The organism is Variovorax beijingensis (genome assembly GCF_007828835.1).
Taxonomy (GTDB): Bacteria; Pseudomonadota; Gammaproteobacteria; order Burkholderiales; family Burkholderiaceae_C; genus Variovorax; species Variovorax beijingensis_A.
This window is the reverse complement of the sequence record NZ_VIVL01000004.1, coordinates 89939-101659: the sequence shown is the minus strand read 5'-3', so window position 1 is coordinate 101659 and position 11721 is coordinate 89939. Positions and strand designations below refer to the sequence as shown.

At 67.6% G+C, this 11721-nt stretch carries 11 protein-coding genes; 4 read left to right on the top strand and 7 right to left on the bottom strand.

Annotation, left to right across the window (positions count from 1 at the left end):
• Window positions 1-6: 6 nt before the first annotated feature.
• From FB547_RS13995 to FB547_RS13970, 6 genes are all read right to left on the bottom strand, one after another.
• Entirely contained in the window at window positions 7-741 is a 735-nt protein-coding gene (locus FB547_RS13995; protein ID WP_145743179.1) for a mechanosensitive ion channel family protein, read from the bottom strand.
• 58 nt (window positions 742-799) lie between these two features.
• Window positions 800-4129 (bottom strand): maltose alpha-D-glucosyltransferase, encoded by a 3330-nt coding sequence (gene treS, locus FB547_RS13990; protein ID WP_145743177.1) that lies wholly within the window; start codon window positions 4127-4129, stop codon window positions 800-802.
• Window positions 4130-4139: 10 nt separating this feature from the next.
• The gene (locus FB547_RS13985; protein WP_145743175.1) at window positions 4140-6191 is read right to left on the bottom strand and encodes an alpha-1,4-glucan--maltose-1-phosphate maltosyltransferase; all 2052 of its coding nucleotides are present in this window, start codon (window positions 6189-6191) and stop codon (window positions 4140-4142) included.
• On the bottom strand, window positions 6188-8086 hold the full coding sequence (gene glgB, locus FB547_RS13980) for a 1,4-alpha-glucan branching protein GlgB (protein WP_145743173.1): 1899 nt from the start codon (window positions 8084-8086) through the stop codon (window positions 6188-6190). The genes FB547_RS13985 and glgB overlap by 4 nt, the downstream gene beginning before the upstream one ends.
• Before the next feature lie 195 nt (window positions 8087-8281).
• On the bottom strand, window positions 8282-8602 hold the full coding sequence (locus tag FB547_RS13975) for a hypothetical protein (protein ID WP_145743171.1): 321 nt from the start codon (window positions 8600-8602) through the stop codon (window positions 8282-8284).
• Window positions 8603-8707: 105 nt separating this feature from the next.
• On the bottom strand, window positions 8708-9064 hold the full coding sequence (locus FB547_RS13970; protein WP_145743169.1) for a hypothetical protein: 357 nt from the start codon (window positions 9062-9064) through the stop codon (window positions 8708-8710).
• A gap of 265 nt (window positions 9065-9329) precedes the next feature.
• Between FB547_RS13970 and FB547_RS13965 the strand changes: the two genes are divergently transcribed.
• From FB547_RS13965 to FB547_RS13955, 3 genes are read left to right on the top strand one after another with little or no spacing between them, the layout of a single operon-like run.
• On the top strand, window positions 9330-9767 hold the full coding sequence (locus FB547_RS13965; protein ID WP_145743167.1) for an Hsp20/alpha crystallin family protein: 438 nt from the start codon (window positions 9330-9332) through the stop codon (window positions 9765-9767).
• Window positions 9768-9809: 42 nt separating this feature from the next.
• Window positions 9810-10229 carry an Hsp20/alpha crystallin family protein gene (locus FB547_RS13960; RefSeq protein ID WP_145743164.1) on the top strand — a complete coding sequence of 140 codons (420 nt, stop codon included), beginning with the start codon at window positions 9810-9812 and terminating at the stop codon, window positions 10227-10229.
• Window positions 10230-10243: 14 nt separating this feature from the next.
• On the top strand, window positions 10244-10615 hold the full coding sequence (locus tag FB547_RS13955) for a hypothetical protein (protein WP_145743162.1): 372 nt from the start codon (window positions 10244-10246) through the stop codon (window positions 10613-10615).
• A 58-nt stretch (window positions 10616-10673) separates the two neighbouring features.
• Here FB547_RS13955 and FB547_RS13950 read toward each other — a convergent pair whose 3' ends face one another.
• Entirely contained in the window at window positions 10674-10925 is a 252-nt protein-coding gene (locus tag FB547_RS13950; protein WP_145743160.1) for a hypothetical protein, read from the bottom strand.
• A 129-nt stretch (window positions 10926-11054) separates the two neighbouring features.
• Between FB547_RS13950 and FB547_RS13945 the strand changes: the two genes are divergently transcribed.
• Window positions 11055-11720 carry a phosphoribosyltransferase gene (locus FB547_RS13945; protein ID WP_145743158.1) on the top strand — a complete coding sequence of 222 codons (666 nt, stop codon included), beginning with the start codon at window positions 11055-11057 and terminating at the stop codon, window positions 11718-11720.
• Window position 11721: the final 1 nt, after the last annotated feature.

Sequence of the window (11721 nt, the reverse complement as noted above, 5' to 3'; positions counted from 1 at the left end):
AAAATTTCAGCGCGGCGGGCGCTCGTCGAGCGGATTCGGTTTGGGCCTGGCCGCGCCGCTGTTGTTGTTGTCCTTCGGCAGGCGCGGCCACCAGCGCTCGATCTGCTCGGCCGCCCAGTCCTTGCCGGCCAGGCCGAAGGCCAGCGCCAGCGCGAACACCACGCCCGCCAGGATCACCAGGAAGCTTTCGCGCACGATGTCGCCGCCCACCTTGACCTGGTCCAGCGCGATCAGGATGACGAAGGCCATGACCGCATAGCGCGCGATCTGCCCCAGCAGCATGGCGTCGCGCATCTGCGCGCCCCGGAAGTAGCTCGACACCGCCTCTCCCACGAAGCGGGCAAAGTAAGAACCGAAGGCCAGCACCAGGAGGGCCACGAAGAGGTTCGGCACGAACCACACCACGCGCCCGAGCAGGTCGGCGATGTAGCTCAGGCCCATGCCGTTGAAGGCCAGCAGCAGCGCCGCAAAGATCACAAGCCAATAGGCCAGCACGCCGAAGAGGCTGCAGGTGTCGCCCGGCCATCCGCCCTGGCGCAGGAAGTTGTCCAGGCCCGCGCGCTCGGTCAGCACGTTGAAGTTGATCGCGCGCAGCGCCTTGGTGACCGCAAAGCGCGCGGTCTTGGCGATGAGCCAGCCGGCAAGCACCACCACCAATGCAATTGCGAGGCGGGGCACGAAGGCCCCGACCTGGTAAAGCATTGCGTTCAGCGGCTCCAGGTGAATGCCAAATCGGTCCATGTGTCTCTCCGGTAGGTGGTTGCGGTGGCGGACGAAGGCGGTGGATGCGGTGCAAGCATCAACCGGGCCGCTCCACCTGCAGCAGGGCGAGCACGCCGTTCAGCGGCACCTGCGCCCAGTCGATGCGGTTGTTAAGCTCGTAGCGCAGTTCGTACAGCGCCTTCTCGGTCTCGAACAGCGCGAGCAGGTCGGCGTCGATGCGGATGGCCTGCTCTCCCGCGCCGGCCTCCATGTAGCCGTCCAGGAAGGCCTGGCGTGCCGACTGCTCCCAGGCGGCCGCCGGCGGCCCCAGGTAGGTGGCCTCCTCCACGCTCTGCGCCACGCGCCGCAGCGCGGCCCAGCGCGCATAGTTGAACGAGCGCAGCATGCCGGCCACGTCGCGCAGCGGCGAGCCCTTGGCGCGGCGCTCATCGAAGCTGCGCGCGGGCTCGCCTTCGAAGTCGATGATGACAAAGTCGTTGTCCCGCAGCAGCACCTGCCCGAGGTGGAAGTCGCCATGGTAGCGGCTCTTGATGCCGCCCTGGGCCTGCGGCCGGCGCGCCGCGATGGCGCCCTGCAGCGCGTCCTCCATGGCGAGCAGGGCCTGGGCGTCGGGCTGCGCCGGTGTCGGCAGCTGGGCCAGCCTTTCGCGCAGCAGTGCCAGTGTGGCGGCGGCGTCGGCGCGGGCTTGCTCCGCGTAGCGCGCGATGTCGCTGTCCAGCAGCGGCTCGGGGTCGAAGGCGGCCGCGCCGGTGCGCAGCGCCAGCGCCTTGTGCAGCTCGGCGGTGCGCCGGCCCAGCGTGGCCATGAGCGCGAGAAAGCCGCCGTGCACGGCCATCGGGTCCGGCAGCGCGCCGTCGGTGGTGGCGAAGTCGCGCAGGAAGCGCTCCAGGTAGCCCAGCGTGTGGTCCCAGCCGTCGCCCTGGTTCGACACATAGGACTGCACCATGGCGAGCGTCATGGTGCGTCCGTCGTTGCCGGTGTATTCGAGCGCGCCCAGCACCGGAACGCAGTGCGGATATCTGGCCACCTCGGTCAGGAAGCGGCCCATCTCCAGTTCGGGGTTCAGGCCCTCGCGCAGGTGGCGGTAGCCCTTGAGGAACAGGGTCTCGTCGAGCGTGACCACGGTGTTGCTGCTCACGCCGCTGGGCCGGCCGACCGGCAGGCTCGCGATGTCGGCCTCCACCTCGGCGAAAGCGGCCGTCGCGCGGAACCTGAGCCGTCCCTGCGCGGTTTCCAGATCCAGGCCGCTGCGGATGGCCAGCACCAGCTCGCGGCAGAAGGCCTCGTCATAGAACGCATCGCCCATCAGGCCCACCTGCGCCTGCTGCCGCACCTTGGCGAGCGCGGCCTGCGCGACGCCGGCCATGCGCTCCTCGTCGCGTTCTTCCCAGGCCAATGCCAGCGGCATGAAGTAGGTGGCGCCGCCGGGCGGGCCGTCGAGCTCGAGCAACGGCAGCATCCAGCTGAGCGGGCCTGCCTCCCAGATGACGTGATCGGCCAGACGCGCGCGCTCGATAGCGGTGCCCTTCGATGCATACCAGCGCTGGATCTCGATGTGGCGCGGCAGCGTCTCCAGTTCGAACTGGTTGCGCATGCGCTCCGACATGCCGATGCGCCAGGGCATCACGCGGTCGCGGAAGAAGCTGGTCCAGCCGTCGAACAGCACCAGCGTGGGCCATTCCTGCAGCGCCACGCCCTCCTGGTGCCAGCTGGGCATCTCGGCATCGGAGGTGAGCCTGAACCAGTAGAAGCCATACGAGGCCAGCGTGAGCAGGTAGGGAAGCTCGCCGATCGGCGGGAACGGCGCGCGGCCCAGCATCTCGATGGGCACGCGGCCCTTGAAGGCCGAGAGGTCCAGCTCCACCGGCTGCGCGGCGCGCGACAGGTTGAACACCGTGAGGATGATGTCCTCGTCGTATTCGCTCAGGTAGGCCAGGATCTTGCGGTTGCCCGGCTTCAGGAAGCGCCGCTTGCCGCGGCCGAAGGCATGGCTGGTCTTGCGCACGGCCAGCATGCGCTTGGTCCAGTTGAGCAGCGAGCTGCTGTCGCGCGCCTGCGCCTCCACGTTGAGCGCCTCGTAGCCGAACATCGGGTCCATGATGGGCTGCAGGTACAGCCGCTGCGGGTCGGCGCGCGAGAAGCCGGCATTGCGGTCGGGGCTCCACTGCATGGGCGTGCGCACGCCGTTGCGGTCGCCCACGAACACGTTGTCGCCCATGCCGATCTCGTCGCCGTAGTAGATGATGGGCGAGCCCGGCATCGACAGCAGCATGCCGTTCATGAGCTTCACGCGGTCGATGTCGTTCTCCATCAGCGGCGCGAGGCGCCGGCGGATGCCCAGGTTGATGCGCGCGCGCAGGTCGGCCGCGTACATGGTGTACATGTAGTCGCGCTCCTTGCTGGTCACCATCTCGAGCGTGAGCTCGTCGTGGTTGCGCAGGAAAATGGCCCACTGGCAGCCCTCCGGGATGTCTGGCGTCTGCGCCATGATCTCGACGATGGGGTGCCGGTCCTCCTGCGCGATGGCCATGTACATGCGCGGCATCAGCGGAAAGTGGTACGCCATGTGGCACTCGTCGCCATCGCCGAAATACTCGCGCACGTCCTCGGGCCACATGTTGGCCTCGGCCAGCAGGAAGCGGTTCTTGTACTGCGCATCGATGGCGGCGCGCACCTTCTTGATCACCGCATGGGTCTCGGGCAGGTTCTCGTTGCTGGTGCCGTCGCGCTCCACCAGGTAGGGAATGGCGTCGAGCCGGAAGCCGTCCACGCCCATGTCGAGCCAGAAGCGCATCACCTTGAAGATGGCTTCGAGCACGGCCGGGTTGTCGAAGTTGAGGTCCGGCTGGTGGCTGAAGAAGCGGTGCCAGTAGTAGGCCTTGGCCACCGGGTCCCAGGCCCAGTTGGAAGTCTCGGTGTCGGTGAAGATGATGCGCGTGCCCTGGTAGAGCTGGTCGGTGTCGCTCCACACGTAGAAGTCGCGTTCGGGCGAGCCGGGCGGTGCGCGGCGCGCGGCCTGGAACCAGGGGTGGTCGCTCGAGGTGTGGTTGATGACCAGCTCGGTGATCACCCGCAGCCCGCGCTCGTGCGCGGCGTCGAGCATTTCGCGGAAGTCGTCCAGCGTGCCGTACTGCGGGTTCACGTCCTCGTAGGCCGAGATGTCGTAGCCGTCGTCGCGCAGCGGCGACGGATAGAAGGGCATCAGCCAGATGGTGTTGACGCCCAGCTCCTTCACGTAGTCGAGCTTGGCCGTCACGCCCTTGAAGTCCCCCATGCCGTCGTTGTTGGAGTCGAAGAACGCCTTGACGTTGAGCTGGTAGATCACCGCGTCGCGGTACCACAGCGGGTCGTCGCTGATGTCGATCTCTACCGTTTCGAGCGCGATGTGGGAGACAGGGGCGTTCATCGTTGCGGCCTCACAGGAAGTAGTCGAAGTCGCGCTCGTCGCCGTGGCGCCGCCGTACGACGAAGATGTGCGCGGGCACGCTGTGCGGATCGAGCTTGACGTAGTGCCAGCCGCCCTGCCAGATGAAGCGCTGCCCGCTCAGCAGGTCGTGCATCTGGAACGGGCGCGAACGGTCGACGCCCACGCTCTGGGGGTCGAGCTCGAGCCAGCCTGACTGCACGTTGTGCGGATCGAGATTGACCACCGTCACGACCACGTTGTCGCCGCCCTCCGAGACCTTGGCATAGGCCAGCAGCTGGTCGTTGTCGATGCGCAGGAAGCGCAGGCCGCGGTCCCGGTGCAGCGCCGGGTTCTCGCGGCGGATGTGGTTCACGCGGGTGATGAACGGCGCCAGGCTGCCCGGGTCGTCGTGGTTCCAGTGGCGCAGCTGGTATTTTTCGGAGTCCAGGTATTCCTCGCTGCCGGGCGAGCGCGGCCGGTGGTCGCGCAGTTCGTAGGCCGGCCCGTAGATGCCGTAGTTGGCCGCGAGCGTGGCGGCAAGCACCAGCCGCGCCATGTAGACCGAGGCCTCGCCGCCCTGCAGCTGCTCGTGCAGGATGTCGGGCGTGTTGGGCCACACGTTGGGCCGGAAGTAGTCCACGCCGGGCGGCGTGGAAAGCTCGGTGAAGTATTCGACCAGCTCCTGCTTGGTGTTGCGCCAGGTGAAGTAGGTGTAGGACTGCGAGAAGCCCAGCTTCGCAAGCCGGTGCATCACCTTGGGCCGCGTGAAGGCCTCGGCCAGGAAGATCACTTCCGGATGCTCGCGCCGGATCTCGCCGATCACCCACTCCCAGAATGCGAAGGCCTTGGTGTGCGGGTTGTCGACGCGGAAGATGCGCACGCCCTCGCCGATCCAGTGCTCGATCACGCTGCGCAGCTCGGCCCACAGGCCGCGCCAGTCCTCGCTCTCGAAATTGAAGGGATAGATGTCCTGGTACTTCTTGGGCGGGTTCTCCGCGTACTGCACGCTGCCGTCGGGGCGCCAGCGGAACCAGTCGGGATGCGCCTTCACGTAGGGATGGTCGGGCGCGCACTGAAAGGCGATGTCCAGCGCGATCTCCAGCCCGTGCGAGGCGGCCTCTGCGCAGAGGTGGCGAAAGTCTTCCGCCGTGCCCAGCGCCGGAAGAATGGACTTGTGGCCGCCCTCGGCCGCGCCAATGGCCCAGGGGCTGCCGACATCGTCGGGGCCGCTGGCCAGCGCGTTGTTGGGGCCCTTGCGCTGCAGGCGGCCGATCGGGTGGATCGGCGGAAAGTACAGCACGTCGAAGCCCATGGCCGCGATGGCGGGCAGCCGCGCCTCCACGTCCTTGAAGGTGCCGTGCACGCCGGGCGTGGTGCCGGCCGAGCGCGGGAACAGCTCGTACCAGGTGCTGAAGCGCGCACGCTCGCGCTCGGCCTCCAGCGGCAGCTCGAGGGAAAAGCGCACCTCGTGCCGGCGGTCGGGGTGCCGGCGCGCCAGCATGGCCAGCTCTTCGTCCAGCGCCAGCGCCTTGAGCGCCGACACGTCCGCGCCGGGGTCGGCTGCCACGGCATCGAGCTCGGTGGCCCAGTTGGCCAGCGCCTGCCGGTCCGCGCCCTCGGCCCGCTCGGCCGCGCCCGCCACCTCCAGCGCGCCCACCTGCGAGGCGATGCGCACGTCGTCGGGGTCCACGCGGCGCGTCATTTCATGGCGCCACGACTCGAAGGGATCGACCCAGGCCACCACGGTGTAGAAGTAGCGTCCGAGCGCGGGCGGCGCAAAGGACGCCTCCCACACGTCGTTGACGAGCGGCTTCATCGGCACCTCGCGGAACTCGGCCTTGCCCTGCGGACGCCAGCACAGTTGCACGCGCAGCACGTCGTGGCCATCGGTGAAGCAGTGCGCCTTCACCTGCACCCTTTCGCCGACGATGCACTTCACGGCGAAGCGGCCGTGGTCCACCGACGGCAGCACGGCATCGATGACCGCGCGGCGGTTGCCGTCGCGCACATCGGGCGCCACGGAAGCCGCGGGCGCCTGCGGGTTTGCGAACAGTTTCATCATGATGGCCGGTGTTCGAGAATCAGCGTGGACAGCGGCGGCAGGGTCATGCACACCGAGTGCATGCGGCCATGCGAACGCACGGGGGCGGCCTCGACGCCGCCAAGGTTGCCCCACCCCGAGCCGCCGAACTCGACGGCGTCGGTGTTGATGAGCTCGCTCCAGAAGCCGGGCAGCGGCACGCCCAGCAGGTAGTTGGTGCGCGGCACCGGCGTCATGTTGCTGACGACCAGCAGCGGCGGATGGCCGTCGCGCGGCTTGCGCAGGAAGGCGAACACGCTGGCGTCGGCATCGTCGGCCGCCACCCATTCGAAACCCGATGCGGAGAAATCCTGCTGGTAGAGCGCGGGCGCGCCGCGGTACACGCGGTTGAGCTGCGCCAACAGCCGCTGCAGGCCGCCATGGTCTTCGAGCTCGCAGACCCACCATTCGAGCTCGCCGTCGTGCGTCCACTCGCGCCGCTGCCCGAACTCGCCCCCCATGAACAGCAGCTTCTTGCCAGGATGCGCCCACATGAAGCCGAACAGCGCGCGCAGGTTGGCGAACTGCTGCCATTGGTCGCCGGGCATCTTGCCGAGCAGCGAACCCTTGCCGTGCACCACCTCGTCGTGCGACAGCGGCAGCACGAAGTTCTCGTGGAACGCATACACCAGCGAGAAGGTCATCTTGTGGTGGTGGTACTTGCGGTGGATGGGCTCTTGCTTCATGTAGGCGAGCACGTCGTGCATCCAGCCCATGTTCCATTTCTCGCCGAAGCCCAGCCCGTCCATGTCGGTCGGCCGCGAGACGCGAGGCCAGGCGGTGGATTCCTCGGCCACCGTGATCGCGTCGGGGAACTCGCGGTAGACCGCGCGGTTCAGCGTCCGCAGGAAGTCGATCGCCTCCAGATTCTCGCGGCCGCCATGGCGGTTGGGAATCCATTCGCCGTGCTGGCGCGCGTAGTCCAGGTAGAGCATGGACGCGACCGCATCGACGCGCAGCCCATCCACGTGGTACCGGTCGAGCCAGAACAGGCCCGACGACACCAGGAAGCTGCGCACCTCCGCGCGGCCGTAGTTGAAGATGCTGGAGTTCCACTCCGGGTGGAAGCCCTGGCGCGGATCGGCATGCTCGTAGAGGTGCGTGCCGTCGAAGAACGCAAGGCCGTGCTCGTCGGTCGGAAAGTGCGAAGGCACCCAGTCCAGCAGCACGCCGATGCCGTTCTGGTGCAGGTGATCGACCAGGTACATGAAGTCCTGCGGCGAGCCGTAGCGCGCCGTGGGCGCGAAGTAGCCGGTGGTCTGGTAGCCCCAGGAGCCGTAGAACGGATGCTCCGTCACGGGCATGAGCTCCACGTGCGTGAAGCCCATCTCCTTCACGTAGGCCGCGAGTTCATGCGCGATCTCGCGGTAGCCCATGAAGCGGCCTTCGCGGCGGCGCCACGAGCCCAGGTGCACCTCGTAGACCGACATCGGCGCATCGAGCGCATTGCGCGCGCCCCGCGTGGCCATCCAGTCGGCGTCCTTCCAGTCATAAGAAAGTTCGCAGATGCGCGAGGCCGTGGCGGGCGGCAGCTCTGCGCAGAACGCGACCGGGTCGGCCTTGTCGACCGTGTAGCCGCCGAAGCGCGAACGGATGCGGTACTTGTAGGCCTGCCCCGGCGCGGCATGGGGCGCGCGGCCCAGCCAGATGCCGGTGCCGTCCGCGGACGGCGCCAGCGGATCGGCGTCGCCGGACCAATGGTTCCAGTCGCCGACCACCGCCACCGATTCCGCGTTGGGCGCCCACACCGCGAAGCGCGCGCCGCCCTCCTTCAGAAGATGGCAACCCAGGAGGTCGTACAGGCGGGAATGCGTTCCTTCGCGGAACAGGTAGGCGTCTTGCGCCTCAGGCTCTGAAAGCAGTTGCGTCACTGGCACCGGTGTTCCTTGCTTGCATGAAGGCCAGCGACCGGGTGTCCAACGGAACACGCTTTCGGCATCTACAAGGCCTGATCACACAATTTGCAAAGAATCCGGGCGCAGCGGGTAAGGCTGAAACCTCCTTGCCGTGTCGGAGAGTTGCCCATCGCGCGATGGGGGTGAAAACCGGCCGCACAGCGGGCGCGGCGTTTTTCAGGCAGCGAGCGGCGTGGCCTGCGGTGCGGTTTGCGAGCCCCCGGACCGGGGAGAAAGGCGCCGCGGAAAATCGTCCACGGTCAGCACGATCGGCTGGTTCGGGTTGGCGCGGTAGCGCTTGAGCGCCGCGGCGCCAATGACATCGAAGTGCGCCTTGCAGGTTTCCAGCAGGCGGTCGCCCAGGTCCCTGGTGCCGAACACGTCGTGCAGGGTTTCCTCCGAAATCTGCCCGATGATGCGTGCACCATCATGGCCGTCCGGGTAGATCGCGAAGCGGACGGCCGCCGTGTCAAAGCAGTAGATGCCTTCGAAGTCCATGTCTGTCTCCTGATGAATTTCTCGCTTGCATGAGCGAATCGGATTCAGCGCGGAACCAGGCAGACGGCGGCATGGTTTTGCGCGCATGTTCAGGAAGGATGCGGCCTACAAACCCTGCGAGGGGCGCGAATCGCGGCTTCGCACCGGTAAGACTTGCTGCAATGCATGTCCGAAGCGCCTTGCGGCGAGCCAGTTCCTCCGGCCCCGGGAGCCGGTTTCATGCTGCGGCAGCTCGCCCGGGTAGCGGATCCGCGCGAGCTCCTCGCGTCCTTTCTCGGCGAGGGCCAGCACCTGCGCCGCGGGCTCGCTGCCCGCGAGCTTCAGAGGGTCGGCTGGCGCCGGAATCAGTGCAATCACGAGCCCCGCCTGGCGCAGGATCCTGACCTCGTCGATCTCCTTGGGCGTGCGGAAAGACACGGGCAGGCGGGATGCGGCAATCTGCTTGAGCAGGTCCATCGGCATGGCAAATCTCCTTCAGGTTTGGAATGACGATTGACGATTTCGACGAGGATCGATTTAGGTCCGCGCGGCGCACGTTCAAGAGGCCTCGGACCGGTTTTTTTCAATGGCGGCACCAGCCTTCATAGCACCCGGGCGATCGGGGTACCACCCCCCGGACATCCCCTCTTGAAAACCTGCCGCCAGCGCCTATTTCGCTGATCGGAAGCGCCTGGAGACACACGCTCCGGCGCGCCGTTCAACCTGTTCTTGAATGGAGGTTTTCGCCATGTACCGATCCTTGTTTCCGCGCGACATGTTCGCAGAGATGGATCGCCTGCAGCGCGAGATGCAGCAGGCCTTCGATCTGTCCCCCACCATCCGGGGCTTCGGCCGCAACGGCTTCCCGGCCCTGAACATCGGCGGCACGCCGAAGACCGTGGAGATCTACGCGTTCGCGCCCGGCGTCGACCCGTCCAGCCTCGAGGTGAACCTGGAGCGCGGCCTGCTCACCATTGCCGGCCAGCGCGCCAACAACCTGCCCGAATCCGATGCCAAGGCAGCCGTGCACATCAACGAGCGCTTCGAGGGTTCGTTCCGCCGCGTGCTCACCCTGCCCGACGATGCCGACCCCGACGCCGTGAGCGCCAAGTACCGCGACGGCGTGCTGCACATCACCGTGCAGCGCCAGGCCTCGTCGCAGCCGCGGCGCATCACCGTCCAGTGATGACGGTGAAGCAACCATGAAATGAAGAAAGGAGAGACGATCATGGACAACAGCAACACCCCCACCACTTCGTCCCGCGCGGCTGGATCGAAGGAGCTCGCGCGCAAGGAAGACAGCACGCGCTACAGCGACGCGGCGCTGACGCCGCCGGTGGACGTGGTCGAGGACAGCGGCGGCATCACGCTCTTTGCCGACCTGCCGGGCGTCTCGCGCGACAAGCTCAGCCTGCAGGTCGCGTCCGACACGCTGACCATCGAGGCCGAGTCGGGGCTCTCGGTGCCCGAGGGGCTGGAATCGAGCCATACGGAGGTGGGCCTGGGCCGCTTCCGCCGCGTCTTCACGCTCAGCAAGGAGCTCGACACCAACGCCATCTCGGCCGAGCTTTCGCAGGGCGTGCTGAAGCTGCGCATTCCCAAGGCCCAGCATGCGCAGCCGCGGCGCATCGAGATCCAGACGGCCTGAGCGAGGGGTGCCGCATGCCATGCTCCGGAGGTGAGAGAAAAGAGACGGCGAGCGGCACCGAGTGCCTGGCGCGCCTGCGCGCCGACGCCGCAGCCCTGAGCCCGCGCGCCGCGCACATCGCGCTGGCGCTCCTGCCCGCTGTCGATCACCTGCCGGATGCATGGAAGGCGGGCCTGCGCAAGACGCTGACCCACCGCGCCAGCGCGGCCGCGCCGCTCTCCCCCATCGAGTTCGACGCGATCCGCGTGACCGCGGCCAGCCTTCCGCATGCGTATCCGGAATGGGTGGTTAGCGACCCCGAGCATCCGAAGGCGCGGGCGCTGATCGTGAATGCATGGCGGGAGGCGCAGCGACATCGGCGGGGTGGGTTGGGGGCCGGCGCCTAACTGTGATGTTTCAGTAGGTTGTTCATAGCCGGGATGCGGCTCATGGGCGGCTGGTGGTTCAAGGCCAGCCTCCATTGCCGCCAATGGACACATAGGCCGAGCTGCATTGCGTCCTGTAGGGCGCCGATCTGCCGTCGCACTCGGCGGCGAACACCACGCGCGTCCAGCGTGGCGCGTTGCGGATCGCTTCGAGGGTGCGCACGCGGTCCAGCACGCCCACCGGCGGCGCAAAGACCATCAGCGACTCAGGTGCAAGGCCCTGCGCATAGGCAGGCTGCCATCCACCCAGAAGGTACGTTCGAGTTCCCACCGTTCTTTCTCTTGCTTCGGCGGCTCCGCCGCACGCCCCGGTGGCAGTGCACACCTACGCCAATGTGGGCATCGCCCTACAACATCCATGCGCCGGCAAAAATAAGGTGGCCGCAAGGACATTCGAGAAATGGCGTTCCAGTCTTTCAGAAACCGGCAGCAGGCGGGCCGGGCGCTCGCCCGGAGCTTGGCAAGCTATGCCAACCGGCCGGATGTGATCGTGCTGGCCCTGCCGCGCGGCGGGACGCCGGTGGCCTACGAAGTGGCCAAGGCATTGAACGCGCCGCTCGACGTGCTCGTGGTGCGCAAGCTCGGCGTGCCGGGGCACGAGGAGTACGCGATGGGTGCCATCGCGGGCGGCGGCGAGCGGGTGCTGGATGAAGACCTCGTGCGCGAACTCGGCATCGGCGCAAAGGAGGTCGACGAAGTCGTGCGCAACGAGCAATACGAACTCGAGCGGCGCGAGCGCGCCTACCGCGGCGACCGGCCCGCGCCCGACCTGCATGGCCGCACCGCCATCCTGGTGGACGATGGCCTGGCCACCGGCTCGACCATGCGCGTGGCCATTCGCGCGGTGCGCCGGCAGGCGCCGGCCCGCGTGGTGGTTGCAGCGCCCGTGGCGTCGCGCGAAGCCTGCGCGCTGCTGCTCGGCGAAGCGGATGACGTGGTCTGCGCCGAGACGCCGGAGCCCTTCCTCGGCGTGGGGCGCTGGTACCTCGACTTCTCGCAGACCAGCGACGAGGAGGTCTGCCACCTGATCGAAGACGCCAACCCTCATGGCGCGCTTCCTGCCTGAG

Bases quoted from the DNA above. Each gene is read 5' to 3' on its own strand.
- FB547_RS13995 (WP_145743179.1), bottom strand. From the start codon at position 741: ATGGACCGATTTGGCATTCACCTGGAGCCGCTGAACGCAATGCTTTAC.
- treS (WP_145743177.1), bottom strand. From the start codon at position 4,129: ATGAACGCCCCTGTCTCCCACATCGCGCTCGAAACGGTAGAGATCGAC.
- FB547_RS13985 (WP_145743175.1), bottom strand. From the start codon at position 6,191: ATGATGAAACTGTTCGCAAACCCGCAGGCGCCCGCGGCTTCCGTGGCG.
- FB547_RS13975 (WP_145743171.1), bottom strand. From the start codon at position 8,602: ATGGACTTCGAAGGCATCTACTGCTTTGACACGGCGGCCGTCCGCTTC.
- FB547_RS13970 (WP_145743169.1), bottom strand. From the start codon at position 9,064: ATGCCGATGGACCTGCTCAAGCAGATTGCCGCATCCCGCCTGCCCGTG.
- FB547_RS13965 (WP_145743167.1), top strand. From the start codon at position 9,330: ATGTACCGATCCTTGTTTCCGCGCGACATGTTCGCAGAGATGGATCGC.
- FB547_RS13960 (WP_145743164.1), top strand. From the start codon at position 9,810: ATGGACAACAGCAACACCCCCACCACTTCGTCCCGCGCGGCTGGATCG.
- FB547_RS13955 (WP_145743162.1), top strand. From the start codon at position 10,244: ATGCCATGCTCCGGAGGTGAGAGAAAAGAGACGGCGAGCGGCACCGAG.
- FB547_RS13945 (WP_145743158.1), top strand. From the start codon at position 11,055: ATGGCGTTCCAGTCTTTCAGAAACCGGCAGCAGGCGGGCCGGGCGCTC.